We start from the raw sequence: 25,141 nt of genomic DNA on the forward strand, positions 1-25,141 counted from the left end.
GACTACGATTATGAAACCTGCAAAGAGACAGTATGGTGTTTGGCTTGATTCCAGGAAAGCCTACATTTTTGAATTGGGTAAGGATGATTTCATAACAATCCAATCAGATATTGAAGAATATAATCCAAAAGGTGGGTACGGGACACAGGTACCATACCAGTTCCAGGATGCGACATCCGAAAGCACCTACCTTGAACGGAAAAAACAACAGGAGAAAAAATACTTTACCGATATCATATCAGCATTACAACATGCCGAAAAGATTGTTATAATGGGGCCTGCAGAAACCCGCAAGCATCTTGAAAAGGCAATCAATGAAGACCATAAACTAAAGGGTAAAGTAGAAGATAATCTTCCGCTGGATTCTCTAACCGAAAACCAGATCCGTGCTCAGATAAGGGATTATTTCAGCGTTCATTAATTGCGCCCAGTTCTTTCGAATAACCCTGCATTAAATCCAGGTATCGGGCAGCTTCGCCCAAATAAGCATCATTATGAGCATCGCTGATGGCTCTCAGAAGATTTACTTTTGCGCGGACGTTGGCACGGTAGGCTTTGTAAAAAACAAAGAGGGCATATTCCCTTTCGTTTCTGCAGATCGGGTAATTTGTGTTATAATATTCAAGAAAGACTTCAGCGAGTTCACGGCAGCCGAATGACTCCAGGTCCATACAGAAAAAAGCGATCTCATTCAGAAGATCTATGCGACGATAGTCCGGGTTAAATTCAATACAATCAAAAATTATGGGTCTTTCGGCCAGAAAAATATTTCTGGAATGCAGATCACCGTGACAGTCCCTGACAAATCCAGAATGCCCCCTTTCCTGAAGCATCAGGTGATTTTCATTCAGAAAACGGGTATTCAGATCAATCATTTGCCTGATGATAATCCCATATTCCTCTCCCAATTTTTGCGTTACATACTGCTCGTGTTGCTGAATGGCATTAACCTTTACCAGTAACCCCTCCGTATCCTGATTGTCGAATCGAGTGGTTTTCGAGTGAAACGTAATTAGCTGATCTGCAATGGCAAAAATATCCTGATCCCCAACCATTCCTCGTGTGAGAAGCAAATCCATACGGCGCTGATCGGGCAGTCGCTTCATGTGAACGGCAAAATCAATGGTTTCTCCCATGGATGTACCAATAGCAAATCGATCCTGTAATCTGCTTACTGTAACAACCCCTAAATAAATACCCTGAGTAAGCCGGTTGTTCAGTCGGACTTCCTCCTGACAGAAATATTTTCGTTGTTCCGGTGTTGAGAAATCCAGAAAATCATAATGGATTGGCTTTTTGATTTTGAAAACATCCTGATCGCACAGGATTATCCAGGAAATATGCGTTTCCTGTAACTCTGGTTGATTACAGGCACAGGAAAAGGAGCCCTTTTGAATAAGGTTATCAATATCGTCCCGGTTCATGGTAAGCCTGCTCAGGCAATTGCTCCATGCCAAAGACCCTTAAGGTTCGCCGGCAGCGCGTTTTCAATATCGGCACTTTCACCTGCTGAAATATGTCTTTTTAGTACAGTAATCACTGCTCTCAGCGCGTTTTCACCATCTTTCAGGGTCATGAAATCGTGGTGTCCTGCGGGATAGTCCTCATGGATCATTTCCCGGATCAGGCTTCCTGTATCCCGGATTGTCCTGTTGGGCTTTTCATGATATTTCCAGCCATCAACATAAAGTGCCTTGATAATGAACGGCAATTCAGCCAGCAAATGAAATGATTCCTGAATAGGCAAGCGTTCACGGAGTGCATGGAGGACGGATCTAAGTACGCGAAACGCGAGATCCCGGTTATTTTCCATTCCTAACTGTTCAGCCACCTCATCCAGAATCAGGTTGCCTTTTTCTGTATGTTTATTAAAATCCATGATTAGCATTTTTAAGTATTCTCAGTTCTTAACGGTCGTGGCGGGCTTAAAATCTTCGAGATATTTTAAGGCACGCTTAATCATCTCATCAAGATTTTCATTGGTTGAATCAAGTGTGAGATGCTCCCTGCGCATTGGTTGAAAATTCTTTTTGATTAATAAGTGGATCGGGTAATCCGCATCACTTTCGGGGCGATTAACATTTAGCCGGGTGCGGATAAGGGTATCCTCAGCCCTTATTTCTATCCATGCAATTCGACAACCAATAGATTCAGCTTCATGATTGAATGGATCCCTGATTTCTCTGGTGAAGAAAGTTGCATCCATCACAAGGGGTTCTCGGCGATGCAGGTAATCGTACATGATAGCCAGCATCTTACGGTAAACAGCAAGTTTCTCATCATGAGAATAGGTGGGAGAATTAAATAATTCACGCCTGAGGCTATCCGAACTGATGTAGGTTCCCTCAAGTCGTTCTGCGAGCTTCCTGGCAAAATAGCTTTTACCACTACCGGGTAATCCAAATACGGCGACAATCATTGCCTTTTCTTTTCAATGAAGTTACAAAAAAGCAGTCAGACGGCTGTTGATTCGCATCAAGGCGCGCAGTGATTCTGGTCAGTAGAATGATGCATAAAAAAAGCAGACCATGTTGGTCTGCTGATAATTTTATCCAGGCTGTAATACTACCAGGTTGTGTCTTTCAGGTTCTGGCAAGCCCGCATGATGTCACGCTGACTGATCTGCCCGAGTAATTTACCATCCTTTACCACGGGAAACCTCCGAATCTTCATTTCGAGGAATTTCCTGGCAGCGTCAAAAATATTTGTTTCCGGAGGCAGGGTATACACTTCCCTTGTCATATGTTCCTCAACACGGCCTGATAAATTCGGTGTATTGTTATATTTTCCCCGAACTACCTCTTTCAAACAGTCACCTTCGGAGATAACACCAACCAGGTTTTCATTCTCATCAACGACCGGCCCCCCCGATATTTTCTTTGTGATCAGGGTTTTGATTACGATATCCATTGTTTGATTCGGACTGAAAGTGATCAATCGACGTGTCATGTAATCTTCGACATGAACATCTTGCATTTTGTGCCCTTTTTCCTTGACGACAGCGACACCCCGATAGCTCTTTACCATGATTATAAAGTTTGGTCCTTTCTGAAAATACAAAAAAATGATGGATTATCAAGATTTTCTATTCACTTCCATGTGTATCAGGGGATAATATTGGCATAGACACACTGGTTTTTCTTATTGATGATAGGTATATTGAACTGATATTGTAATAAAAATAAATCGGGTTCAATTATGACCAAGTCTGTTTTAGTTTTTTGTATTATCATGGCTTTTTGTTCCTGCAAAAGTACCAACACTATGAGTTCTTTTGATTTTCTCACACAAAAAGCCTGGGTGCTGACTCAAATGAATGGAGCATCAATTCAGGATGACCTGTTTACAGGTGAGTTGCCATTTCTTGAATTTAGTGATGGAGGCGGACTTACCGGATTTTCCGGGTGTAATAATTTCAATGGAAATTTTTCACTTACTGACGACGGAATTATGCTGGATCCTGGTGCAATGACCCGCAAAATGTGTCCCGGAGACGGTGAACAACAATTTCTGGATGCACTGGCCAAAGTGGATAATTTCGATGTCAACTCTGAAAGTCTTGTTCTTCGCGGAAATGGCAATAATCTACTTTCTTTCCAGCCAAAATAAAAAACGGGAACCAAAAGGCTCCCGTTTAATAATGGAACGGCATCCGGCAAATTATTCCTTGATCATGAAATAGACCGGTATTACCATTCTAACCCGCACTGTCTTTCCACGTTGTTTACCCGGGATCCATTTAGGGGCGCTTTTAAGCACTCTTACCGCTTCTTCATCACATCCGCCCCCTATTCCTTTTACCACAAGGAAATCCTGAAGGGAACCATCCGCATTCACAACAAATTGTACATAAACACGGCCACTGATCTGCATGCGAAGTGCCTTTGACGGATATTGCAGGTTTTCAGCCAGGTATGTCATAAAGGACTGCATTCCACCTACAGGTTCAGGTGCCTGTTCAACAATCAGAAATATCTCATCTGCATGCTCCTCTTCAGGTGCATCCATGTTTTCAATGATTACCTCTTCAATTTCCATATCTTCAGTAATCTCCATATCAAGATTGATCTCAATCTCTTCAATGATCTCTTCCTCACTCACTTCAACTATATTGGGTTGCTGTATGACTTTTTTGGGAGGTGGAGGTGGTTGTTCAGTTACCGGAATATCAAGCAATTCTTCAACCTGAGAGATATTAGCCTGCAGATCTATATTGTCTGCGCGGTCGTAAAACTTCCAGTTGAATAGCGTAACAATAGCAAGCATGCTCACCAGGAGGCCTATACTTGCAAACAACATTTTACGGGTTTTAAACTCTTCATATCGCTGGCGTTTCAGACGGATCAGATCGCCAACAAAATCGGCCCTCTCATATACCTTTCTGGTATTTTTATGACTGATGATCAGCGAGGGTTCTTGTGCGGGTTTTTGTAAGGGTAACATAACGCTGAAATTTTGTTCCATTAATCATATAGGAATATCACTATTTCAGCACAGTTTTAAACTGACCGGTATAATTCGTCAGCCTGATTGATATCAGATAATCAGCTGTACATTTATCATGCTAAGGTGAACTATTTGGTCTACAGAGTTATCTCCCTGCCATTTTGCATGGCGCTCTGATGAATGGCTTCTACAATGCGAATGTCCTTTAAGCCTTCTTCCCCGGGAACCAGAACTTCTGTATTTCGCAGTATTGCCAGCGCATCATCGTCCATCTGTCGGGCCTGCTGGTTGGGAATGTTTTGATTCAGCACCTTCCCGTCACTTGTGGTTCCCTGAATACCTGTATAGGATTGAAACGGACTGAGCTCATACCAGCCATTCTTGCAATCAACATGGAGTGTGTTCAGGCTTTCTGCAAGGCTTGTCTTGCATGTTGCCTGAACGCCTCCCGGGAATGTCAATTGAAAATGTGTGATCTCATCTGCCTTGCTGAAGATTTCAGGGCGCGTATATTCATAGGTTGCTTTAACCGACAAGGGCTCTGAATTGGTTGCGTAACGAACCGCATTTAACGGGTAGACTCCCATATCATACATGGCTCCCCCTCCCATTTCCTTGTTTAACTTCCAATGACTGGTTCTACCCTCACGGTAACCCGCCTCCGCAGAAAGTGAGATGATATTTCCATAAGGTCGTGTTTCTGCCCATTTCATGATTTGCCTGGTATTTGGTTCATGCTGCATGCGATATCCGATACTTAAATAACGTTTGTTTTTCCTGCAGGCATCAATGATAGTCTGGCACTCAGCGGCCGTACGGGCCATAGGCTTTTCACACCACACATGTTTACCTGCCTCAGCAGCAATTACACTGTATTTTGTATGCAACGAAGGAGGAAGGACAATGTAAATGACATCAATAGCGTCATTGTCAGCCACCTCATGCATATTTTCGTAGGAGTAAACATTCCTGTCCGAAATTCCATACCTTTCCTGCCATACCGGTATTTTTTCCTTGCTGCCCGTAACAATGCCCCGTAATTCACAATACTCTGTGAGCTGAAGTGCTGGTGCCAGCAAATCGGTACTGTAATATCCTAGTCCGACTAAAGCTACGCCTAACTTGCGGGATGGCTGACCGTAAATCCGTGTGAGTGGAATGCCTGTTGAAAGTACGGCAGCCCCGGCAGCCATTTTTTGGAGAAATCTGCGTCGTTGAATTGTCATAGTGTTTGGAGTTTGTTTAGAGCACGGGCTATTATTTCCTGGTGATCAAAAGCCAGTTCTGGTAGATTATTCGTATGGAACCAGCCGGCTTCCTTTGCATCATCACCGGCCTGAATGGCGGGTGCAGTCTCAAAGTATACCATGTATGCAACAGAGACTGTTCTTCCCCTGGGGTCACGTCCGGGTCTGCCAAATACGCCTACTTCGATGAGTTCATCACCCGCTGTAACATGCGTTTCTTCAAGCAGCTCCCTTCTCGCAGCTTCCGGAATATCCTCGTCGGGGTCGACAAATCCGCCGGGCAGCGCCCACGATCCCCTGAATGGTTCATTTTTACGTTGTATGAGTAAAATTTGAGGAATATCTCCACTGGCGAGTACGATAATATCGACAGTAAGTAAAACAGGTACTGGCAAGGTCATGCCAGAAGTTACATCAATATTTTTTGCAAATCAATCAGATAAAAAAAAGGGCCCAAATTTGGGCCCTGAATAAAAAATTAAGTTTGGTAGTTCAGGCTAAAAAATAGTTATTCAAATGACTTCCATGAATTATATTCATCCATCAGTACCTTCAGATCCTTGAAGGAATATTTATTGCTTTCCACATCTTTGGTGAGATATGAATGATCAGCGATATAACTTACAATTGTGGTCTTGAAACTGTTAGAAGAGATTTCACGTGGCAATAATTCGTCCGATCGTTTCAGAAGATAGATACTGCGGCCATCACTTAGCTCGGAAGCATAAAGAACAATTTCACCCCAGCTTAACGTTCTGATCCATACTGATTGCCCACTACGGTTACTCGACTGATCGATATAGAGTGTATTGATGTATTCCACCGTTTCACCGTTGAGCACAACCGTGATTGAACGAATCTCACTGCTCTCGACCTCCGTATTTTGGCCGGTTTCAGAATCCTTAAAAATAACTGCCTTGGCAGTGGCGGTTTCAGGCACTTTTACAAGCGTACTCAGGCGACTACCATCAACACGAAGCACCTGTCCCGGTATAAAATTATCTTCATCAGCTGCGTATAAAGCCACACTCAAAAGACATAAGGATATAGCAATTCTGATCGTTTTCATGTCCATTGATATCGCCCGCACCTTTGCTGTAACCTTTCATGTAAGGTATGCGTGAAGAATGCCCTAAGTAATTACTTAGACGTCTGAATATCAGTAACTTTATTGCTTCTTGAGCTGAAATGCCCGTGTAATATTAAATCCAAGGTGGATATCTCCGGCAAAAAAATCATTCATTGTTTCAGCAATAAACCCCTTTTCAATCATAGAACGTGAATTTGTCAGCTGAATCTGAAAAACATGTCCGCCAGTTTCAATATCAATGCCGATGGCCAGTGAATTGTAACTATCGTCATTCAGCGGTTCAACCTGATAATAATATTCAAGGTTTAGCGAGATCCTTTTGCTAAGCTTTACTCTTCCCCCTGCGCCAATTGCCAGAATATCATTTCGCAGGTCATTCTCCCCTATTAAGTTAAAGTGAATGTAGGATGGCATAAGCTGTAAGGAAACCGATTCACTGAATTTATGTGCAATCAACAACTGTGTGGTATAGGCAAGCTTGTCCTTGAAAGACAAATCCTTTTCGGGCTGTCGAAGTGTTTTAACTGTTCCGGAAGTAAAAAGTGTAACTGAAACAGGTGAACCAACACTCTTCTGTCGAATGACCCTGTATTTGAGAAAACCATCAAAAGTTTTTTCAAACGAACTTCGGCCAATTCCAATGTAGAGCTTATCCGATATTCCATACTCCAGTCCAAATCGGATGTTACTGTTATCGAGTCCAAAAAGGTTATAGCCCCCGCTGCTCAATTCGCCAAACCGATGCGAAATAATGAACTCAAGCGTCCCTGCTCCTCTTGTTTCCACAGAATGACCATTAATCAGACGTGTACCCTTAAAGGTCGATTCAATTATTTGAGTGGCTTCAACCTGTTCAGATTCGAGGCTTTCTAACAAATCATTCTGTGCCAGGCCTGGAAGGGCAATGATCATCAGGCTGACAAAAGAAAAAAACGTTCTTAACATGGATTATGGTTTTTAGAAAGAAAATTCCGCAGTTACATCTACGACTTCAGCAATATTCTTTATGACCAGTGTTGGAATCTCTATTTCATGGTCCGCCACGGTAACTTTAAAATTAGTCGTCACATGAAGAACACCACTTTTCTTCTCAAAAATAACTTCAGCTGTAATTTTTCGGGTGACCCCGTGTATAGTAAGATCACCGATCACTTCCCGTGATATTTTTTCTGAAGGGTTGAGCAGCGACCCATTAAAATCCTGGATGTTGCCAATGAATGTAGCCTTGGGATATTTTCCGGACTCCATATAATTTTCATTGAAGTGTTCCTGCATCAACGACTTTTCAAATTCAAAACCACGCATCAACATAGTCACTGCTACTTCTCCGGTGGTGCCATCGATTGCTGCCAGTGCCTGACGGTTCACAGCTTCGATATCTTCCAGCGGAGCTTTTGAGTAAAAATGAACAATCCCTTCCCGGTCAATGAGACGCTGGGAATGGGAAATTCCTATCGAGAATATTGCAAAAAGCAGCGTTAAAAATAATTTCATCTGAGGATACATTTACTGAGTTGGACGTCGAGGAGCATGCCTGTGCAGACTCCCTCGACAGTAATCATTTCATTTATTTCAATTGATTTCGGTAACTCGCTGATAACTAGGGCACAACTTATCAGCAATTGATTATTTGATTTAAGTAAGACAACTCCGCTTTCAGGGTTATAACTATCAACCAGACCCGAAACAGCCAGGCGTTTTCCGCTGAATTTCTCCATAGCCGACGTTTCATCCTGGCTAAATTCTTCTGCCAGCTCAGACGCAGTCAATTCATACTCAACCTTTTCCTGATCAGGCCAGAGGATTGTCAGCACCAGTAACAATATTGCCATCCCCAGTACAGCGAGATAAACATTCTTTCTTTGCATCACTAATTATCCCTCGCACCGTCATCAACCCAACAGGCGATCAATTGCTTCTGTTCCTCAGAAAGGGTGGCATTCGGCGGCATGGTTCCATTACCAGTACGGGTTTTGATGCGGTCTGCATTCGAAACCACATTTGCGAATTCACGGAAATCAGGCGGTTGTGTACCAGCGTGACATCCTGATATTGCACAATTGTTAACGATGATCGGTGACACTTCAGCGTCCCAGCTGGTTCCATTAAAAACCTTTACAGTCTGCGATGTTTCGCAATCCTGAGCATCTGAGATAAGAACAGTATACTCCCCTGCCGTAAGCTGACTGAATATGGCTTCATCCTGAAACGGCCCTCCATCAATCGCATAAGAATAAGGGGGAACACCTTCTATGGCGGTGACTTCTATAGCGCCATTATCTGAACTGCAACCCGCATCAGTAAGACTAACTGCACCGAATTGCACTCCATCGAGATTGTTCACGGTTGCGGTGACGTTCGCACTGCACGGTGAATTGTCCTTCACAGTAACCGTGTAGACGCCTGCAGCCACGTTGGTGAACTGACCATTCGTATTGCTGTTTCCACCATTAAGTGAAAACGTGTAATTTCCATCACCTCCGGTAGCACTTACGGTTATCGCCCCATCCGCATTACCGCAATTTGCATCGGTTGTGCTGCTGAGTTGAATTTGAAGTCCGTATGTGGAACAGTTTACAGATGGTTCTTCCTGTTCGCTCTGACAGCCGAACAGAAGAATGATTAGCGAAAGTATTGAAAGTTTCTTCATAGTGTTTTGTTTAAAGAAGGGGCGATATTCAGGGAATATCACCCCCTACTAACCATATCAACCAGTTATTAGTTATTCATTAATTTTAAAATGTTTGCGAATTGTAAACATCATTCCGGAACCGAACAGGTCGACCTTTCCAAACCCCACTTGCTTCATCGGAATCTTCGCATACGGTTCGAGCCTCAGTGATAAATTCCTTCCAATGGTCGATTCGACCCCGAATGAGCCATTGAAGTACCCAAGCCATGCACTGGAATTCTCCGTAGTTTCCCATCCTTCTGAACCATAATAATTCGGCACACTGAAGTCATACTTGTAATCCTCATTGAGTATGAAATAATTGCTGATCCCGGCGCCGATGAAAAACCTGATTTTCGAATCAGGGTTAATAATGAAATTCAGATTGATCGGTAAATCGAGTATGCCGCAAACTGCGCGTACCTCATCCGGAATCATACCATCGGTATAATAATCCCAATAGCCTTCCGGTGGATTATACTGGTCACCTGATGCCAGATATCGCTTATTGCTGTACAATAATCCGGTATTGACCGACCACTGTCGACTGAAAGTATAGAAGACCTGTAACCCGAACTCACCGGATACTCTCCAGGGATCGCCATTTCCTGTACTGTTGAAGTCGGGTGAAATGCCCAACCCAATACTCCAATTGCTGAAGGTATCTTCCCTCTCTTCATCTTCATTCTCCCCGACAGATAATTGTTGAATGGTATTATCAGGAATACTGATATAGACTTTTTCAGGCATCCATAGATTCAGACTTTGCGGAAATGGCTCAAATGGCTTAGGTTCCCATGAATGAAGCAGCCCTGCCGGGAGTTCAGGGAGTTTGCCCCCCTCCTGTCGGAGGTTTATATCACCGGCATTCAATTGCTCGTCCGAAATTGTTTCAACCTTAGTATTACCCGGGTTATTATGATTCAAATTGTGATTTATCTCGTCAGATTCCCTCTCAAAACCTGGTTTGGGCTGGTTGTTTGCCAGATCCCCGGAATCTGAAGATTGTTTACTATCCCCGGGGCGGGCGATTGTCCCGGAATCGGTTTCAGTAGCCGGGTTGGACCCTTCAGAATTATCAGTGATTTCCGAGCGGATACGCTGCGTATTTTGGGAATCATCCGCTTGACGGGATACAGCGGCATCAGAACGGGTATCTCCCATTTCTTCGGTTTTCGGATTTTCCTCCGCAATCTGAGGGCTATTGTCCTCCCCACCAGCATTCTCCACAGTGAAATAACTATGCATGATCCAGCCGGAAAGAAATGCAAGAATTACCAATGCAATCCAACCCCATGGACGTACGCCATTATTTCTTATCCCTCCCGCAAGAAGATCATCCTCATCAAGCCGCTTCTCCAGGTTTTCCCAATCTCCTTCATTAAATGGAAACTCCACCTGTCTCAGCCTTTTCTCAAAGAATTTTTCTATATCGTTATTTTCTTTATCCATTTCGTACGCCAAAATATTCTTTCAACATAATCTGCAACTTTGCTCTGGCCCGTGAATAATTCGATTTTGATGTCCCGGTTGATATATTCAATAGTTTTGAAACTTCTTCATGTTTGTAACCCTCAATAGCCACCAGGTTAAATACGGTTCTGTAGGCATCCGGCAGCTTTTTCACAAGCGACAACATTTCCTCATAAGTGATAGATTCCAGAATAGTACTTTGCCCGGCAATCGTTTCAGTGTGATATGTATCATCCTCAAAAAGCATTCGGCTCTTTCGCTTAAAATGATCGATTGAACAGTTCACCATCACACGTTTTAACCACGGCTCAAATGGCTGATCCAGTTCAAAGGAGCGTATATATTTAAAAGCCTTGAAAAATCCATCATTCATGATTTCAACAGCATCCTCGCGGTTTTCACCATATCTCATACAAATACTCATGGCAAAACTGTAATAACGCTGGTACAATTTTTTCTGCATCGCCCGGTCGTTATCCCTGCAGCCCTTAATAAGGTTGACAATATCATTGTCAGGTTTGTCCAAAAGTGGTTACTGGTTGGTTAGGTATTGGTATCTACCTGCAAACTATAAAAAAAGGTTGCGTGTGGTTATTAAATAATCAGGTAATTCTTACTTTGGAGCCTTAAAGACAATCAATGGGTGCTACTCAATACATTTTATCCGGTCTTGGAATTTTTGCATTGGGATGGATTTTATATAAAGTTATTGACGAATCTGTTCAGGTAACTAAAATCATTTTCAATTATTCGACGCAATACAGGTTCAAGCATCTCTGGCATCGTCATATGATCCGCCGTCCTCTAAAAGAAAAATACAGGGTTATTCTTCAGGACTACTTCATCTACTATCTGAAATTAGGGGAAGAAGACAAGCAGCTTTTCGAAAAACGGCTGCAGCAATTCATCGACATGAAGGAATTCATCGTGAGGTCAAAATCACTAACCCTGAGTGATGAAATGATTGTTCTGATCTCCGCAAGTGCAATTCAGCTTACTTTTGGTTTTCCGGGAATATATTTCACCCATTTTCAGCGGATCCTGATCTATCCGGACAACTATTACTCGCTTATTACCCAGAAATATCATCAGGGTGAGGTGAACCGTGCTGGAATTATCGTTCTGTCATGGAAAAACTTCCTTAGTGGGTATACCGACCGTACCGACGGAAGAAATCTTGCATTGCATGAAATGGCTCATGCGTTGCTCCTTGAAGATAAAATTGTGAACGGGGAATACGAGTTCCTCTCACGAAGGCATCTTCGCGCGTGGGACTTGCTGGCCACGATGGAAATGGAACGAATCCGCAACGGTCAATCGATCTTCAGGGAATACGGAGCTACAAACCGATATGAGTTCTTTGCAGTGGCAATCGAAATATATTTTGAAAAACCGTACGAACTGAATGCTTACAGTCCGCAACTCTACCGAACCCTGTCAAATTTACTGAACCAGGATATTATCAAACTTCATTCGGCATGAACGATGAAAGGGTGACCGAAACCAATCACCCTTCCTTGAGAAAGTAATTACCTATTCCTCAAATTTAAAAACAACGGGCAAACTGAATCTGTATGCAACAGGTGCACCATCCTTCATTGCAGGATTCCATGCGGGCATCAGATTAACAACCCTAAGTGCTTCTGTATTCAGCAATTCGTCCTCAGCCGGTTTTGTAACCCGGGCATCACGAATGCTTCCATCCGGAGCAACGACAAAGTCTACTACTACCGTACCTTCCGATTCATTTTCGCGAGCTTCTATGGGATAAGTGAGATTCTCGCGCACAAAATCATTCAACGTTCCTGGTCCGGCAAAAGAAGGCATATTCTCCTCTGTGAGGAAGGTATATACCATATTTCCTTCCTCATCAATGAAGAAATCCTGACCCTCTTTTATAACGCCAGATTGTTCTTCTGCGTCGTCCATTACTTCTTCCATGTCATCCGCATCGATCACCTCGGTTTCAGATGGCTGTGGATTGCAGGCAAATAGTAATGCACCACCCATGAAAACGATTGGGATTATTCGTTTTAATAACATAGCTATCAGGTTTATTTTCCTCAGAGAATTTACTCAATTTTCATGAGAATAAATATGAGATAAATCAGAACATATAGCGCAATGCAATACTGAATGAGACGATTGCAACAAAGTAAATGATCAGGCCTAAATTCATTCTGGTAAGCAATGGCTCGAGTGTATCACCGCTTGCTTCATCCCGTGACGGGGCAGACCGGAAAGCGGAGATGAGCAGCGCGACCAGTAAGCTCACAAAAAAACCAATGGCATTCCACCAAAACCAGAAAATAGAATTTCCTACGACAAGCCACATGAAAATATTTACGCCCACCCCTGTCAAAAGGCCGGTATTCATTGAAAATGCACCTACACGCTTAAATCTGATCGCAACGAGAAATGTCGCAAGGATCGGCCCGAAAAAAACGGACCCTATTTTGTTTATCGCTTCAATGACCGTTGGCGCTATATCACCTGCATAAAATGAAAGTCCGATACAAACCAACCCCCAGAAAAGTGATGTCATTCTGGAATATCGAACATACCGGTCGGGTGGCACGGACTTACCTCTTAAAACAAAATCTTCAGTTGTGACTGCGCTTAGCGAATTAATGGCAGAACTTAATGAAGACATAGCTGCTGACAGGATTGCAACAATCAGAATTCCTATGATCCCGTGAGGGAGGTAATCCCTGATAAAGACAGGAATCATTAGATCAGGCTTATCTGCCGGGATCTGAGCGATAAATTCCGGGGTATTCATTGCAAACACCCCAACAATCAACCCCATGATGCAGTAGCTCAATGTGATAGGGAACCGGAGGAGACCGTTATAGAACAACGTCTTTTTTACAGTCGCCAGGCTATCCGCTGCCAGCAGACGCTGAACCTGGCTCTGATCAGTCCCATAGTAGGATGCATACAGGAAAAAACCACCAAAAAGCATGGGCCAGAAGCCAAAGGACTCCCCTTCAGCAAACCCGAGTGATCCAAAATCCACTGCTGTTAACCTGTCTGTTTCGACTAATTCAGTAAATTGACTCCATCCACCCAGCAGATCAAGACCGTAATAAAGACATATGAGAATACCGCCGAATAAAATGATCATTTGGATCATATCACCGTAAACCACGGCTTTCATTCCTCCCTGGTATGAATAGATGAGTGTAACCAACCCGATTACCAGTATCGTTTGCCAGAATGGAATACCAATAACGCTCATGATAATGAGAGCAACCGCATAGATCATAACGGCCGTTGCAAATGCGCGGCTAATCTGAAAAACCAGGCTCAGAAGCAATCGGGTGGAAATCCCAAAGCGTTTCTCGAGATATTCATAAATACTCACCACGCCGCTCCGGTACAGTGCTGGTATTAAAACCGTGGCAAGAAAAATCATAGCCAGCGGAACAGCAAACTCGTAGCTGAGCCACTGCAGTCCCCCTCCTTCCCGGATCCCCACAAATGCAGGGGCAGACATAAAGCTTATGGCGGAAAGCTGTGTTGCCATCACCGAGAGACTCAGTGGAAACCAGCCAAAAGACCGCCCGCCAAGGAAATAATCTTCCTTGTTGTTTTGCTGCTTAAAAAAATAACCAAGACCTAAAAACCCAATGGCATATAGTATGACGATCGTGTAATCGAGTGTATTCATTAGACGTGGTTTAATCCGGAATCGGTTAAAATATAAATTTTAAGCTCGGAGTAAAAAGGAATTCCGTATTAATGCCGCCTGTAGAATACAGCTGGTTAACTTAATAGCAGGCTGACCCGTGATACAACTTATACCTTACAGAAATTTATAATTTGGTGGCTCTATACCATTCATCCGAAGATAGAGGTTCGCCTTTGCCCGATGATTGGTAACGTGGTCATGAGCAAAAATCACTGCCTGTCCGCGCGTAATGGTTGTGTTCTTTCCAAAAGGAAGTTCTGCTGCGAGATCTTCACTGCTCAGTGTGCCCATTGCAGCCATCATATCGTCAAATCCTTTGGCAACAAGACCCCTGATCTCATCCTTAGACATAGTTGAGGCATCGGGCTCTTCATATTTGATGCGATTACCCTTCATCATTGCCTCGCTGAAATAGTGAAGTGAATAGCCGATATGAACCATCTGGCTTCCAAAGGTCTTATTGACTTCGGTAGGCTGATAATTAAAGTTTTCTGCCGGCATTGCATCCAAAACTTCCAGCGTGTGGCTTTTGGCCGTTTCCATCAGTGGCATGGTGAGTACAATAAATTCCGGTGTTTCTTTAGTACTACTGGTGAATGCCCCGAGTGTGAGGACCAGTGCTGAAGCCAGTGTGAGCGTAATCAGTATTGAATTCTTCATGGTAAATTGGGTTAGTCGATGAATAAATAATTGAGGCGACAATGCCTCTGGGCTTTAATTTAGTTTTACGAAGACAATTTTTGTCAGGTTGTGTTATTTTACTGAACTTCACAATGAACCTGATTAAAATACAATGAAATACCTTCAATTTACAGACGGAACAAAGATACCTCAGCTCGGACTCGGCACCTGGAAATCAGCACCAGGTGAGGTCTATCAGGCAGTGATAGATGCTGTAAATGCAGGCTATCGCCACATCGATTGCGCTGCTATTTACGGGAATGAGTCGGAAATAGGAGAAGCACTTACCCATTTACTTAAATCAGGATCTGTAAAACGGGAAGATCTTTTCATCACATCCAAGCTCTGGAATAATGCGCATCAGCCGGATGCAGCGCATCTGGCACTGAAAAAGACCCTTTCGGATCTTCAGCTGGATTATCTGGATCTATACTTAATCCATTGGCCCATTTCAATTAAGGTTGATGCCGGTTTTCCATTTACAGGTTCCGATTTTATAAGTCCTGAAGAGCTCCCGTTCACCGTTACATGGAAAGCGATGGAGTCAATGAAAAAAAGTGGTTTAGCGCGGCATATCGGTGTGTCAAATTTTTCCATTCCAAACCTGAATAAACTCATCAGAAGTGCCGAACTCATGCCGGAAATGAACCAGGTGGAAATGCATCCGTTTCTGGCTCAAAAAGAATTATTCCACTTTTGTTCAGACCATGACATCCTTGTTACAGCCTACTCGCCGCTCGGATCATCGGATCGTTCGTCGGGCATGAAAGCAGATGATGAACCCTCTCTCCTGCAAAATGAAGTGATTCAGGGAATTGCAGGTGATCTTGACTGTAGTCCTGCCCAGGTATTACTCGCATGGGCATTACAGCGAGGTACCGCGGTGATACCTAAATCCACCAATAAGGGTAGGATTGCAGAAAATTTCAGGGCCCAGGACATATCCCTGAGCAGTGATCAGATGAAGAAACTGGAGGCTTTGGATGGCACCTACCGCTTCGTGAATGGCAAATTCTGGACGCCTCAGGGAAGTCCGTATACCCTTGAATATCTCTGGGGATAAACAGAAATAACTTTTTTGGGTTATACGATTATGCAACAGATGGCATTTATGCGTATAACCCTCAGGGCGGCCGCAATCTATAACATTGTATGGGGTGCGTGGGTCGTATTATTCCCACAACATTTTTTCTCACTTGCAGAGATGTCACCAATTAATCACCCGTTGGTTTGGCAGGGAATGGGAATGGTAATCGGAGTTTACGGCCTGGGATACTGGTGGGCTTCGTTCGACCCGGTCCGTCACTGGCCGATTGTCGCTGTGGGTTTTCTGGGCAAGCTCTTTGGTCCACTGGGATTTGTCATCAATTACCTTCAGGGCAATGTGCCTTTTAATTTTATTATAACCCTGATCACCAATGATTTTATCTGGTGGATCCCGTTCTACATAATCCTTAAAAATGCCGCTAATGAGGGCTGGCCTTTACGCACAACTACCAACTGATCATGAAATATAAACAAACCAGACCGGCCTCATTCGACGAGCACGTCTATTCAAAGAAATATATCATCAACTCCCCGGTTTCTGAGGTTTGGAACGTGCTCATGCGCGAGTCTACTTTCAGAGATACACAATTATGGCCTTTCAGGGTAGAATTTGATTCAGACGGAGCAGAAGACCGAATGACAGTGGGTATGGATAATGTCCACCACGGACCTCTCATGCTGTTTACCGGAGTTCTTACGGAAATACGCGAACGTGAATATCGTGATCTCCACTATTACCTTGGAAGCTATTTTCTGAGTGTCCGATGGATTCGCCCTGCACGGCTGGAATTTTTTGTGGTGGATCAAGGAGATAACACCGGCCTTGAATTACGTCTTACCACATATGTGAGGCCCTGGATTAAAGGTATATGGAATAGTATGCTATCAGTATTCTGGCTTAATTTCGGATCCTGGTTCAACAGGTACGTTAAAAAGCAGATCAGAAGAGCGTAGAAATTTCAGGCTGATTTGATTGAATTCTTTTGGATCATCGATGTTGCAGATATGTCCGGCACCATCAATTTCATGTATCATTACACGCCGGTTTTTTGAGGCGAATTCTCTTGCTGTTTTCAGAAAGACATAATCATCAGAGCCCATTACCACCATAACCGGAAATTCTATCTGCTGATTCCAGAATCTAGTAAGCAGCCTGAAGAATTCATCATACAACGTTACCCAGCGCAAATACGCCTCGGGATCAATTTTTCTTGCCTGGAGCCTGTAAATCCTGCGGGATCGCTGATGACTGTCCTTTGGCATCAGCAAATAGGAGAACATCGAATACATCATTCTGTAAGGAAGAAAAACATTAAATAACCTTGCCGCAGCGACGAACAGGCGTATCGGTACATTACCCCTGAATATGGCCCCAGCCATTACTGCCGCGCGAACCATCCCAGGCGCACGCATAGAGAGATCCTGCAGCAGAACACTTCCAAATGAAAGAGATATAAAAACCGCGCGTTGAATACCCAGGTGAAACAGAACCTCGAGTATATCCGAAGAGATTAATTCGAAGGTATACGAATTTTCATTCTTGCCCTCTGATTGTGACTTACCGTGATCCCTCAGATCCAGCAAAAGAACCCTGAAATGCTCCTGATATGCATCGGTCTGATATTTCCAGGTTTCAATACTTCCTCCTGCGCCATGAATAAATACAGCCCAGGGAAGTCGGCTATCCTGATTGATGATTTTGTAATGTAACACGGATAAGAACATTTGGCGGAGAAAAAAGTTAAGAACTGCATGGAGTATGTAAACATTTTCCGCAGTATGGCCGACTTTGGACTTGTCGTGCTGATCTGGTTGGTACAGATGATCATCTACCCTGGGTTTAATGTTATTGACCCGGCATCATTCGATAACTGGCACAGGAAATATATGGTTCTGATCACTTTTGTGGTTGCGCCTCTTATGTTTGCACAGGTTTTCCTGACTGGAATACAGCTATGGATGAATCTCACAATAATCAACATAGCCAGTATGGGATTGATCATTTCTGTTTGGCTCCATACTTTTTTTAAAGCAGTGCCTCTGCATAATTCGCTTGCCCGGGAGGGCAATCAAGCGCCGATCGTGGATGAACTGGTGAAAGCAAACTGGTACCGAACCATCATCTGGTCACTTATCTGGCTATTCGGGTTAGCTGCATGGTTGTTTACTTGATAGTGAATTCAAGTTGGTTTATTAACCCGGAAGGAGCAGAAGAATCTGTTAGGTCTTCATCAAATAAACGATCAATCCTGTTCCCGGATAGGTCCTCAATTGTATTTTTAATTTCAACTATATATCTACCTGTTATCCAATTACTTATAGGAGTAAATACTATTCGGCTTTGCTCAGTTGAAATACTAACTACACCCTGAACCTTCTCTCCGTCGGCCTTCATGATCTGGATTGCAGCAGGCGCAGATAAAAGGTCTAGCGGCTCATTGGACATGATAATCAATGACTGTTTTGTATTTAGCTCAGGAAACTTCATTTTCCAACGGGATGGGTCAATTCGGCTGCGGTCTGCCCGGGTTACATAAAATTTTTTTGAAACCGCCTCTGGTAACGGCTGCCCCTGTGCACTCATCCATCCATTCAAAATAAGTAGTTCATAGGATGTGCCTTGCCTGAGTGGATTACCTTCCTCCCGGTTAGGGATAAGATCACGCTTTATGCGGCCGGGATTTAACCACAGGGTAAGTGTATCACCACCAGGATTCCATAGTTCAGGGGATAGATCGAGGAAGACATTTTCGAGAAATCCATTCTGCCCTTGTTCACGGATCATTACAAATTCTGAACTTTTGCCTGACTGCATTTCACGATCGAAGACCAACTGCATTTTTAGCAAATTTTCAGGCAATGAATCCGGCGTTGGGTGGATCGAAAGTAATCGGGGTGGATTGGAAACGTTATCAGGCGTTCGAAAGGCCGCTATCCGTTCTCCCAGGTATGTAACCTCGTAATCAGAAGCAAAATCCAACGGCAGGAAAGGCAGGAAAGTAATGTAATGTTTTCTGACTTCCCAGCGGCCGGCGACCTCCCGCTCTGCTGATTTCAGGTATAGTTTAAGATGCTCCGGCGTTGAAACTTCTACTTCCAGATCAACTTTCGATATGCCACTTTGATCCAAGAGGAAATTAGCCTGCCCCAAGACGGACAGGCTTATTACTGTAAAAATGGCGGTAATGAAATATTTACAACCAGAAATCATTCCCGGTAATAAGATCGAGATCCCCATTGGATTGCCGTTTGAGCATAATCCAGCCTGAATCCCCCCATTTATCCATTTGAATCACATTGGTCATCGGAAAATTTAAATAAGGAACACCTGCTGTAGCTGCCGGTATATCAACCGGTTCAGTAAGGCTACCTTCATACGAGACTATATCACTCAACAGTATTTTCATCACCGGGCGATTTGAATTAGCCATCAGCAGTACTTCCCTGCCGTCTTTTTCAAGTATCACCATGTCCAGCGGAGTATTACCGGCACCTAATTCAGCGACGGTTCGTCCCTTAATGTGTTCACCTTTCTTTAAATCAGAAAGCGGAAATAAAACAAGAGGGGTACAGGTATAGCTCGCGATGACATAGGTTTCATTATTTAATGTAGCAGTTGTGAAGGTCTTAACAGGTGAGTGAGTTTCATACTGGCCGTGCGCTGCATGATAAATTTCAAGCGAAGCATCCTGTTGATCATCTGAAAATGGATAGCTAATACTTCGAAACGTACTTCCGAATTCCTGGTTTGAAAGGCCTGTTACAAGTAACTGGTCCCCCGAGAAGTGTATATCAGAAATAGCCCAATGGCGAAGCGGACGCCCTCTCCTGTCTTTGCTGTCCTCTTCTACGGCATTGGCAATCGACTTTTGGCTGTAGCTCACAGTAGAAAGATCCACCGGGTTAATGGCTCCCGACTGATCAACTGTGAGAAGAACAGGTTGATTATTTTTTGCATGAACGGCCATGTAAATCACACCACTTTTCGGATGCACTGCCATGTCCTGAATCGTTATCATATCAACGCTTGTCCCCAGAACCTGGGCAATGGAGATATCAATTTTTGACAGGTTTACTTCGCCGAACGAAGCTGTTGATTCCTGGCTGGTGGCTAATGCAAAAATCTTGGCTGATTTACTGTCTCCAATAAAGAGAATGCCTTCCGGACTGAATGTAAGGGCATTGATGGATTGTACTTCTTCGCTGAGAGGCATAGGCTTATCTGAAGAATAAGCCATAACCACAATCAGACAGAAGATGCCTGTAAGTATAGATTTCATAAAAGTGGTGGTTTGGTGTATACATTAAATATACTCAAACAAACCACCGAAGGTTTCATTTATTCCAACTTATTGAGCGGGAAAATCCCTGAACAGCATTTCTACTCCTTTATTGATACGCTTGATCATTTCACTTTCCTTCCCTGAAATTGTTCCTGCTGCTACACCCTGCCAAACGAGATTGTCGGTTTTGGTGTCGACAAAATCGAGCACAACAGTACCTTCCTTATACTGATTCACCACAACTTCCTCGCTTTGCCAGGAATAATTACGCTGGCCCATGTATGCAATGTCGCGATAGTCGGTTTCCCGGGTCTGAACCTTTTCTTCAACAGTGCTTCCTATGTTGATCATAAGATCCGGATTGTCACTCAGAGCGTATCCCTTTGTTTCCAGCTGACTCACAACCGCCTTTTTCAGATCATTAAGATACGGGCTTGTTGAGTTTTGCACTTCATAGAAGTTAAAGGTTTTGTAACCTTCGAAGTCCTTCTCAATTATTTCAGTAGACACAACACGCACAGGAGTGCATGCGAGCATGAATCCGGCAATAGCCAGAATTATAAAATTCAGTGTTTTCATGGATTATTGAAAGTTTCGGATTTAACACAACGAAAACCCAGGTGTTCCTGCCCGGAGTCGATGGCGGTCGCCATGCGCGCACTCGGACGGTAATTTGAACAATACTGAATGCTGCACAAGTAGGAACCGCCTTTTATCACCCGTTTCGGGTTATAGGGATCTGTGGGGTCATAACTTGATTCAGGACCGGTTGGATTCTTGCAAATGGTCATCTTATCCAGCTGTGCGTAAGTATCGGGTCGATACCAGTCGGAAGTCCACTCCCACACGTTACCAATCACCTCGTATAGACCATATGAATTTGGCGGATAACTTTTCACAGGGGCAATACCCGCATAGCCATCCTCACCGGTCATCCGGTATGGAAAATCACCCTGAAAAAAGTTTGCCAGGTACTTTCCCTGAGGGGTTAACTCGTCTCCCCAGGCAAACGGAGCCCCGCTCTTTGCATTTTTTGCTGCAAATTCAAATTCCGCTTCAGTAGGCAGTCTTTTTCCTGCCCAGTCGGCGTATGCCACCGCATCTTCATAAGCAATATGAACAACCGGATAATTATCCTTGCCCTCAATCGAGGATTCCGGGCCATAAGGATGCCTCCAGTTCGCACCTACCACCCATGCCCACCATTGGGAAAAGTCGTTTAGCTGAACCGGGTAATTTGGCGGTGAAAATACCATGGAGCCGGGCTGGAGAATACTGTCGGCAGGCTTGGGAGTGCCCGCAGGAAGATTTTTCTTTAGTTCTTCCCAGTCAATGGGCCGTTCAGCAACGGTCACATATCCCGTTGCCTCAACAAATTCACGATACTGGGCATTTGTAACTTCCGTTTCATCCATCCAAAAACCATTAACTTCAACGGTATGCGCCGGACCTTCATGTACGCTGGCTTCATTTCCATCGTTACCACGTATGAACGTGCCACCCGGAATCCATACCATCCCATCGGGCGCTTCACCGGGAGGTGCTTCCATGACCTGGGTTTCAGTTGACTCCATTGCCGGTTGATCCGGCTTTGAAGTACACTGGGTGAAATATAAAAGTATGATAAAACAATATGTGAACCGATGCATGAATTACGTTATTATTGTAATGTGAAAGTTACGATGGTAACAAAACAATTATCCTTAAAATTTTGAATTTTTCGTGAAATCCGGAATTTTTTTATGGTCAGGATTATAATTATATCCCTATTACTGATTTTTCCTGCCGTGCTTTTTGCACAGTCCCTGGATGATGTGGCTAATATGGTAAAGCCGCCTGACGTGGATTCTTCCTTTGTTGAACTGAATCAGAATGACTGGACGGTCCGGTTATTTTCAAATCTGAAATATCAAAGCTTCAGCTTAAAGAACAGGGACGGTCGAATTTTTTTTCGGCCACGGGGTCCATTCTCAGGCGGAATCGGAGGTTCCTACAAAACACTTCTCCTCGATCTGGGGCTCCGGTTCAATAACGATGGATCCCAGCGTTTCGACCTTCAAACAAGCTTATTGCTAAAGTCGTATTTCATTAACCTCTCGGTTCAAAAATACACAGGATTTGAAGAGACAAACCCGGATGAATTCGAAACATTCCGGGGCGATATTACGACCTTCACCATCAATCTTGAAGCAGCCGTTTTCCCCAACCACAGGGAAATTTCATTTCGTTCTCTTCAGTCAGGCATCGACAGACAAAAAAAGGGTTCCGGTTCCATATTGTATGGTGGATTCATAGGGTATCATAAAATGTCAGCCGACAGCTCAATTATACCATCCTATGCGGATGAGATTTTTTCAGAAAAATATGATCTCACATCCCTGACTGTCAGAAATATCGGCGTAATAGCCGGTTATCTTTATATTTACCCGGTATCAAACAATCTTTTTATAGCTGGAAGTGTCCGCCCGGGTTTGGGTGTCCAGTGGGGAAAGATTACCACTGAAACGGATATCATTCCCGATTACGGAGTATTGTATATGAAGATGGCAATCTCGGCCGGTGCCGGTTTTAACTGGCAAAAATTTTACTCCACACTTAATTATAACCTGGAAGCGAATTACATACGGCTGGGTGACAGCCACATTTACAACTACAACAGCGGCAAGGTAAAACTGGCCGTTGGCTATAAAATTTAGGGATTATTCAGCTGCCATGGTTTCACCGGGTATCTTGATGTATTCTTTGTCAATAGGCTCCCACAGTTCTATCTTTCTCCCTTCCGGATCCAGGACCCATGCGAATTTGCCATAATCATAGACTTCCAGTTTACCAACCTGCTGAACCCCGTTGGATTTCATTTTACTGAGAAGTCCCTCCAGGTCATTTACCCGATAATTGATCATGAAATCATGTTGGGAAGGCTCAAAATAATCTGTATCGTCTTTAAACGCACTCCAGACCGTAAACCCGGGCTCATTTCCCGTCGACTCTTTTCTCCATTGCCATTGTGCCCCGTACTGACCAGTAAGTATTCCGAGGTTTTCCCTGTACCAGGTCTTCACCATTTCGGGATCTTTGCACTTAAAGAAGAATCCACCCGGGCCAGTTACCCCGGGTTCCCTGGCAGGCACAGGATGTTTCTCCGTTTCACCCAGCCGGAAATGTGGATTTTCGATCAGCCCGACCGGGTTGCCCCACGGATCACCCATCACGGCGACCCTGATGCCACCCCCTACATCTTCCAAATTTTCCAGTACGGTTGCTCCTGCTTTACGAAAGGATTCAACCGACTCTTCCAGGTTGTCAGTTCCCCAATATGAAACATGATGCGTCGGGTCCAGATTAGTACCGTCGCCGGGCTGCAGACCGAGTTCAAAACCTCCTATATTGAATCCGATATAGAAAGGCTCATCAAAATATGGGGAAACATTAAATACATCGCTGTACCACTTCCGTGCTGCCTGGAGGTCTGGTACCCGATAAACAATGGTTCGAAGTCCGTTCATGTGTGAAAATTTTAAGGTAAAATACAAAAACATCTTTGATCTTCCCGGGTTTTATCAGCATGAAACGCATTGGCTGGATCGCACTTTCGATATTTTACATTGTTGCCGGACTGAATCATTTCAGGGATCCGGAATTTTATCTGCCGCTCATCCCGGGCTATTTCCCCAATCCCGAATTAATTAACCTTGGCGCCGGAATTGTGGAGATTCTGCTTGGAATTCTGGTCGCTATTTCCTCTACCCGGAAAGCTGCCTGCTGGATGATTATAATCCTCCTGGTCTGCTTTATCCCATCCCATATCTATTTTATTCAGTTGGGAGGATGCGCTGGAAAGCTCTGCGTTCCTGAGTGGGTAGCATGGGTTCGTCTTCTTCTAATTCACCCTTTGCTCATCATTTGGGCCTATCGAATAAAAAATGTTTAATCTTTTTAACAAAACATTAAACAATGTATGCCACTTGTGCATTATATATACAAACAAATAAACACCATGAAAAACTTAGTAAAAATAGTAGCAGTAGTTGTTGTTGGCTTAATGATTTCTGTTTCTGCCATGTCACAGGATAAAACCATCGTAGGTTTGGCAGCAGGAAATTCAGATTTATCCACACTGGTTACTGCAGTTAAAGCGGCTGGCCTTGTAGACGTATTGAATGGAGATGGTCCGTTCACCGTATTCGCCCCGACAAACGCAGCATTTGCCGCTTTGCCTGAAGGAACATTAGAAACTTTATTAAAACCTGAGAACAAAGACATGCTCGTAAGCGTTCTTACGTATCATGTGGTTGGCGGAAAAGTCATGTCAACTGATTTAAAAAATGGAATGGTAAAAACCGTTGAGGGAAGCGATGTTACTGTAAAGGTAGGTCCCAAGGTTTATATCAATGACGCAAATGTATTAAAAGCTGATGTGAACGCATCAAATGGAGTAGTTCACGTTATAGATAAGGTCATCCTGCCTCCTTCAATGAGGTAGATGATTGTTGGTTGATTGTTGGTTAA

The 25,141-nt window shown here is 43.7% G+C and carries 33 protein-coding genes; 10 read left to right on the forward strand and 23 right to left on the reverse strand.

The genetic code is table 11. From position 1 onward, the window contains the following. Positions 1-10: 10 nt before the first annotated feature. The gene (locus tag LDX50_RS12630) at positions 11-421 is read left to right on the forward strand and encodes a hypothetical protein (RefSeq protein WP_225697655.1); all 411 of its coding nucleotides are present in this window, start codon (positions 11-13) and stop codon (positions 419-421) included. Here LDX50_RS12630 and LDX50_RS12635 read toward each other — a convergent pair. From LDX50_RS12635 to LDX50_RS12650, 4 genes are all read right to left on the reverse strand, one after another. Continuing rightward, entirely contained in the window at positions 408-1,457 is a 1,050-nt protein-coding gene (locus LDX50_RS12635) for a hypothetical protein (protein WP_225697656.1), read from the reverse strand. The genes LDX50_RS12630 and LDX50_RS12635 overlap by 14 nt on opposite strands. Then, positions 1,436-1,879 (reverse strand): DUF2267 domain-containing protein, encoded by a 444-nt coding sequence (locus LDX50_RS12640; RefSeq protein ID WP_225697657.1) that lies wholly within the window; start codon positions 1,877-1,879, stop codon positions 1,436-1,438. Before LDX50_RS12640 ends, LDX50_RS12635 begins: the two co-directional genes overlap by 22 nt. 21 nt (positions 1,880-1,900) lie before the next feature. Beyond that, positions 1,901-2,419 carry a P-loop nucleotide/nucleoside kinase family protein gene (locus LDX50_RS12645; protein WP_225697658.1) on the reverse strand — a complete coding sequence of 173 codons (519 nt, stop codon included), beginning with the start codon at positions 2,417-2,419 and terminating at the stop codon, positions 1,901-1,903. 146 nt (positions 2,420-2,565) lie between these two features. Then, positions 2,566-3,027, reverse strand: a complete 462-nt coding sequence (locus LDX50_RS12650) for a CBS domain-containing protein (protein ID WP_225697659.1) — start codon at positions 3,025-3,027, stop codon at positions 2,566-2,568. A gap of 237 nt (positions 3,028-3,264) precedes the next feature. Between LDX50_RS12650 and LDX50_RS12655 the strand changes: the two genes are divergently transcribed. Beyond that, positions 3,265-3,609 (forward strand): META domain-containing protein, encoded by a 345-nt coding sequence (locus LDX50_RS12655; RefSeq protein WP_225697660.1) that lies wholly within the window; start codon positions 3,265-3,267, stop codon positions 3,607-3,609. A 51-nt stretch (positions 3,610-3,660) separates the two neighbouring features. Here LDX50_RS12655 and LDX50_RS12660 read toward each other — a convergent pair whose 3' ends face one another. The 10 genes from LDX50_RS12660 to LDX50_RS12705 all read right to left on the reverse strand — a co-directional run bounded on the left by LDX50_RS12660 (position 3,661) and on the right by LDX50_RS12705 (position 11,453). After that, positions 3,661-4,443 carry an energy transducer TonB gene (locus LDX50_RS12660; protein ID WP_338029999.1) on the reverse strand — a complete coding sequence of 261 codons (783 nt, stop codon included), beginning with the start codon at positions 4,441-4,443 and terminating at the stop codon, positions 3,661-3,663. 140 nt (positions 4,444-4,583) lie between these two features. Beyond that, positions 4,584-5,672, reverse strand: coding sequence for a Gfo/Idh/MocA family protein (locus LDX50_RS12665; protein WP_225697661.1), 1,089 nt, complete (start codon positions 5,670-5,672; stop codon positions 4,584-4,586). Then, the gene (locus LDX50_RS12670) at positions 5,669-6,094 is read right to left on the reverse strand and encodes an NUDIX domain-containing protein (protein WP_225697662.1); all 426 of its coding nucleotides are present in this window, start codon (positions 6,092-6,094) and stop codon (positions 5,669-5,671) included. The genes LDX50_RS12665 and LDX50_RS12670 overlap by 4 nt, the downstream gene beginning before the upstream one ends. Positions 6,095-6,201: 107 nt before the next feature. Next, on the reverse strand, positions 6,202-6,762 hold the full coding sequence (locus tag LDX50_RS12675) for a hypothetical protein (protein WP_225697663.1): 561 nt from the start codon (positions 6,760-6,762) through the stop codon (positions 6,202-6,204). A gap of 99 nt (positions 6,763-6,861) precedes the next feature. Continuing rightward, the gene (locus LDX50_RS12680; RefSeq protein ID WP_225697664.1) at positions 6,862-7,728 is read right to left on the reverse strand and encodes a DUF5777 family beta-barrel protein; all 867 of its coding nucleotides are present in this window, start codon (positions 7,726-7,728) and stop codon (positions 6,862-6,864) included. Between the two features lie 12 nt (positions 7,729-7,740). Then, positions 7,741-8,277, reverse strand: coding sequence for a YceI family protein (locus LDX50_RS12685; RefSeq protein WP_225697665.1), 537 nt, complete (start codon positions 8,275-8,277; stop codon positions 7,741-7,743). Continuing rightward, positions 8,274-8,651, reverse strand: a complete 378-nt coding sequence (locus LDX50_RS12690; protein WP_225697666.1) for an OB-fold putative lipoprotein — start codon at positions 8,649-8,651, stop codon at positions 8,274-8,276. Before LDX50_RS12690 ends, LDX50_RS12685 begins: the two co-directional genes overlap by 4 nt. Before the next feature lie 2 nt (positions 8,652-8,653). Then, positions 8,654-9,433, reverse strand: a complete 780-nt coding sequence (locus LDX50_RS12695) for a SprB repeat-containing protein (protein WP_225697667.1) — start codon at positions 9,431-9,433, stop codon at positions 8,654-8,656. Between the two features lie 72 nt (positions 9,434-9,505). Further along, positions 9,506-10,906 carry an outer membrane beta-barrel protein gene (locus LDX50_RS12700; RefSeq protein ID WP_225697668.1) on the reverse strand — a complete coding sequence of 467 codons (1,401 nt, stop codon included), beginning with the start codon at positions 10,904-10,906 and terminating at the stop codon, positions 9,506-9,508. Then, complete coding sequence (locus LDX50_RS12705; RefSeq protein ID WP_225697669.1) at positions 10,899-11,453, reverse strand: RNA polymerase sigma factor; 555 nt, start codon at positions 11,451-11,453, stop codon at positions 10,899-10,901. Before LDX50_RS12705 ends, LDX50_RS12700 begins: the two co-directional genes overlap by 8 nt. Before the next feature lie 113 nt (positions 11,454-11,566). On the opposite strand from LDX50_RS12705, the gene LDX50_RS12710 reads away from it, so the two are divergent. Further along, positions 11,567-12,409, forward strand: coding sequence for a zinc-dependent peptidase (locus tag LDX50_RS12710; protein ID WP_225697670.1), 843 nt, complete (start codon positions 11,567-11,569; stop codon positions 12,407-12,409). A gap of 51 nt (positions 12,410-12,460) precedes the next feature. Here LDX50_RS12710 and LDX50_RS12715 read toward each other — a convergent pair whose 3' ends face one another. From LDX50_RS12715 to LDX50_RS12725, 3 genes are all read right to left on the reverse strand, one after another. Beyond that, complete coding sequence (locus tag LDX50_RS12715; protein WP_225697671.1) at positions 12,461-12,970, reverse strand: energy transducer TonB; 510 nt, start codon at positions 12,968-12,970, stop codon at positions 12,461-12,463. Between the two features lie 64 nt (positions 12,971-13,034). Next, positions 13,035-14,600 carry a sodium:solute symporter family protein gene (locus LDX50_RS12720; RefSeq protein ID WP_225697672.1) on the reverse strand — a complete coding sequence of 522 codons (1,566 nt, stop codon included), beginning with the start codon at positions 14,598-14,600 and terminating at the stop codon, positions 13,035-13,037. Between the two features lie 135 nt (positions 14,601-14,735). Next, entirely contained in the window at positions 14,736-15,281 is a 546-nt protein-coding gene (locus LDX50_RS12725) for a DinB family protein (RefSeq protein WP_225697673.1), read from the reverse strand. 133 nt (positions 15,282-15,414) lie between these two features. Between LDX50_RS12725 and LDX50_RS12730 the strand changes: the two genes are divergently transcribed. Genes LDX50_RS12730 through LDX50_RS12740 form a run of 3 tightly spaced genes read left to right on the forward strand, consistent with a single transcriptional unit; the run spans position 15,415 to position 17,303 of the window. Then, on the forward strand, positions 15,415-16,365 hold the full coding sequence (locus tag LDX50_RS12730; protein WP_225697674.1) for an aldo/keto reductase: 951 nt from the start codon (positions 15,415-15,417) through the stop codon (positions 16,363-16,365). Between the two features lie 15 nt (positions 16,366-16,380). Further along, positions 16,381-16,806, forward strand: a complete 426-nt coding sequence (locus tag LDX50_RS12735) for an alkyl hydroperoxide reductase (protein ID WP_225697675.1) — start codon at positions 16,381-16,383, stop codon at positions 16,804-16,806. A gap of 2 nt (positions 16,807-16,808) precedes the next feature. Continuing rightward, positions 16,809-17,303, forward strand: coding sequence for a hypothetical protein (locus LDX50_RS12740; RefSeq protein ID WP_225697676.1), 495 nt, complete (start codon positions 16,809-16,811; stop codon positions 17,301-17,303). Here the strand turns inward: LDX50_RS12740 and LDX50_RS12745 are convergent. Beyond that, positions 17,235-18,062, reverse strand: a complete 828-nt coding sequence (locus tag LDX50_RS12745) for an alpha/beta fold hydrolase (protein ID WP_225697677.1) — start codon at positions 18,060-18,062, stop codon at positions 17,235-17,237. The genes LDX50_RS12740 and LDX50_RS12745 overlap by 69 nt on opposite strands. 39 nt (positions 18,063-18,101) lie before the next feature. Between LDX50_RS12745 and LDX50_RS12750 the strand changes: the two genes are divergently transcribed. Next, a complete protein-coding gene (locus tag LDX50_RS12750) occupies positions 18,102-18,521 on the forward strand; it encodes a hypothetical protein (protein WP_225697678.1) in 420 nt (139 codons plus the stop codon). On the opposite strand, the gene LDX50_RS12755 is transcribed toward LDX50_RS12750, so the two are convergent. The 4 genes from LDX50_RS12755 to LDX50_RS12770 form a co-directional block, all read right to left on the reverse strand. Then, positions 18,514-19,587, reverse strand: coding sequence for an Ig-like domain-containing domain (locus LDX50_RS12755; RefSeq protein ID WP_225697679.1), 1,074 nt, complete (start codon positions 19,585-19,587; stop codon positions 18,514-18,516). The genes LDX50_RS12750 and LDX50_RS12755 overlap by 8 nt on opposite strands. Continuing rightward, the gene (locus tag LDX50_RS12760; RefSeq protein ID WP_225697680.1) at positions 19,544-20,629 is read right to left on the reverse strand and encodes a hypothetical protein; all 1,086 of its coding nucleotides are present in this window, start codon (positions 20,627-20,629) and stop codon (positions 19,544-19,546) included. Before LDX50_RS12760 ends, LDX50_RS12755 begins: the two co-directional genes overlap by 44 nt. 69 nt (positions 20,630-20,698) lie before the next feature. Next, entirely contained in the window at positions 20,699-21,211 is a 513-nt protein-coding gene (locus LDX50_RS12765; protein ID WP_225697681.1) for a DUF4136 domain-containing protein, read from the reverse strand. Beyond that, on the reverse strand, positions 21,208-22,206 hold the full coding sequence (locus LDX50_RS12770; RefSeq protein WP_225697682.1) for a formylglycine-generating enzyme family protein: 999 nt from the start codon (positions 22,204-22,206) through the stop codon (positions 21,208-21,210). Before LDX50_RS12770 ends, LDX50_RS12765 begins: the two co-directional genes overlap by 4 nt. A gap of 168 nt (positions 22,207-22,374) precedes the next feature. On the opposite strand from LDX50_RS12770, the gene LDX50_RS12775 reads away from it, so the two are divergent. Then, positions 22,375-23,328 carry a DUF4421 family protein gene (locus LDX50_RS12775; protein WP_225697683.1) on the forward strand — a complete coding sequence of 318 codons (954 nt, stop codon included), beginning with the start codon at positions 22,375-22,377 and terminating at the stop codon, positions 23,326-23,328. A gap of 3 nt (positions 23,329-23,331) precedes the next feature. Here LDX50_RS12775 and LDX50_RS12780 read toward each other — a convergent pair whose 3' ends face one another. Beyond that, entirely contained in the window at positions 23,332-24,138 is an 807-nt protein-coding gene (locus LDX50_RS12780) for a VOC family protein (RefSeq protein ID WP_225697684.1), read from the reverse strand. 59 nt (positions 24,139-24,197) lie between these two features. Between LDX50_RS12780 and LDX50_RS12785 the strand changes: the two genes are divergently transcribed. Together LDX50_RS12785 and LDX50_RS12790 are read left to right on the forward strand one after the other, a co-directional pair. After that, positions 24,198-24,563, forward strand: coding sequence for a DoxX family protein (locus tag LDX50_RS12785; protein ID WP_225697685.1), 366 nt, complete (start codon positions 24,198-24,200; stop codon positions 24,561-24,563). Between the two features lie 66 nt (positions 24,564-24,629). Then, positions 24,630-25,115: a fasciclin domain-containing protein gene (locus LDX50_RS12790; RefSeq protein WP_225697686.1), complete on the forward strand. Its 486-nt coding sequence runs from the start codon at positions 24,630-24,632 to the stop codon at positions 25,113-25,115. Positions 25,116-25,141: the final 26 nt, after the last annotated feature.

Source organism: Fulvivirga sedimenti (assembly GCF_020328055.1).

Excerpts from the sequence above, each read along its gene's own strand:
- LDX50_RS12770 (WP_225697682.1), bottom strand. The coding sequence starts at position 22,206 with ATGGAGTCAACTGAAACCCAGGTCATGGAAGCACCTCCCGGTGAAGCG.
- LDX50_RS12700 (WP_225697668.1), bottom strand. The coding sequence starts at position 10,906 with ATGGATAAAGAAAATAACGATATAGAAAAATTCTTTGAGAAAAGGCTG.
- LDX50_RS12675 (WP_225697663.1), bottom strand. The coding sequence starts at position 6,762 with ATGAAAACGATCAGAATTGCTATATCCTTATGTCTTTTGAGTGTGGCT.
- LDX50_RS12785 (WP_225697685.1), top strand. The coding sequence starts at position 24,198 with ATGAAACGCATTGGCTGGATCGCACTTTCGATATTTTACATTGTTGCC.
- LDX50_RS12780 (WP_225697684.1), bottom strand. The coding sequence starts at position 24,138 with ATGAACGGACTTCGAACCATTGTTTATCGGGTACCAGACCTCCAGGCA.
- LDX50_RS12660 (WP_338029999.1), bottom strand. The coding sequence starts at position 4,443 with ATGTTACCCTTACAAAAACCCGCACAAGAACCCTCGCTGATCATCAGT.
- LDX50_RS12725 (WP_225697673.1), bottom strand. The coding sequence starts at position 15,281 with ATGAAGAATTCAATACTGATTACGCTCACACTGGCTTCAGCACTGGTC.
- LDX50_RS12790 (WP_225697686.1), top strand. The coding sequence starts at position 24,630 with ATGAAAAACTTAGTAAAAATAGTAGCAGTAGTTGTTGTTGGCTTAATG.
- LDX50_RS12665 (WP_225697661.1), bottom strand. The coding sequence starts at position 5,672 with ATGACAATTCAACGACGCAGATTTCTCCAAAAAATGGCTGCCGGGGCT.
- LDX50_RS12630 (WP_225697655.1), top strand. The coding sequence starts at position 11 with ATGAAACCTGCAAAGAGACAGTATGGTGTTTGGCTTGATTCCAGGAAA.
- LDX50_RS12690 (WP_225697666.1), bottom strand. The coding sequence starts at position 8,651 with ATGCAAAGAAAGAATGTTTATCTCGCTGTACTGGGGATGGCAATATTG.
- LDX50_RS12655 (WP_225697660.1), top strand. The coding sequence starts at position 3,265 with ATGAGTTCTTTTGATTTTCTCACACAAAAAGCCTGGGTGCTGACTCAA.
- LDX50_RS12730 (WP_225697674.1), top strand. The coding sequence starts at position 15,415 with ATGAAATACCTTCAATTTACAGACGGAACAAAGATACCTCAGCTCGGA.
- LDX50_RS12740 (WP_225697676.1), top strand. The coding sequence starts at position 16,809 with ATGAAATATAAACAAACCAGACCGGCCTCATTCGACGAGCACGTCTAT.
- LDX50_RS12755 (WP_225697679.1), bottom strand. The coding sequence starts at position 19,587 with ATGGGGATCTCGATCTTATTACCGGGAATGATTTCTGGTTGTAAATAT.
- LDX50_RS12695 (WP_225697667.1), bottom strand. The coding sequence starts at position 9,433 with ATGAAGAAACTTTCAATACTTTCGCTAATCATTCTTCTGTTCGGCTGT.
- LDX50_RS12670 (WP_225697662.1), bottom strand. The coding sequence starts at position 6,094 with ATGACCTTGCCAGTACCTGTTTTACTTACTGTCGATATTATCGTACTC.
- LDX50_RS12680 (WP_225697664.1), bottom strand. The coding sequence starts at position 7,728 with ATGTTAAGAACGTTTTTTTCTTTTGTCAGCCTGATGATCATTGCCCTT.
- LDX50_RS12750 (WP_225697678.1), top strand. The coding sequence starts at position 18,102 with ATGGAGTATGTAAACATTTTCCGCAGTATGGCCGACTTTGGACTTGTC.
- LDX50_RS12775 (WP_225697683.1), top strand. The coding sequence starts at position 22,375 with ATGGTCAGGATTATAATTATATCCCTATTACTGATTTTTCCTGCCGTG.
- LDX50_RS12650 (WP_225697659.1), bottom strand. The coding sequence starts at position 3,027 with ATGGTAAAGAGCTATCGGGGTGTCGCTGTCGTCAAGGAAAAAGGGCAC.
- LDX50_RS12640 (WP_225697657.1), bottom strand. The coding sequence starts at position 1,879 with ATGGATTTTAATAAACATACAGAAAAAGGCAACCTGATTCTGGATGAG.
- LDX50_RS12710 (WP_225697670.1), top strand. The coding sequence starts at position 11,567 with ATGGGTGCTACTCAATACATTTTATCCGGTCTTGGAATTTTTGCATTG.
- LDX50_RS12685 (WP_225697665.1), bottom strand. The coding sequence starts at position 8,277 with ATGAAATTATTTTTAACGCTGCTTTTTGCAATATTCTCGATAGGAATT.
- LDX50_RS12715 (WP_225697671.1), bottom strand. The coding sequence starts at position 12,970 with ATGTTATTAAAACGAATAATCCCAATCGTTTTCATGGGTGGTGCATTA.
- LDX50_RS12645 (WP_225697658.1), bottom strand. The coding sequence starts at position 2,419 with ATGATTGTCGCCGTATTTGGATTACCCGGTAGTGGTAAAAGCTATTTT.
- LDX50_RS12760 (WP_225697680.1), bottom strand. The coding sequence starts at position 20,629 with ATGAAATCTATACTTACAGGCATCTTCTGTCTGATTGTGGTTATGGCT.
- LDX50_RS12765 (WP_225697681.1), bottom strand. The coding sequence starts at position 21,211 with ATGAAAACACTGAATTTTATAATTCTGGCTATTGCCGGATTCATGCTC.
- LDX50_RS12720 (WP_225697672.1), bottom strand. The coding sequence starts at position 14,600 with ATGAATACACTCGATTACACGATCGTCATACTATATGCCATTGGGTTT.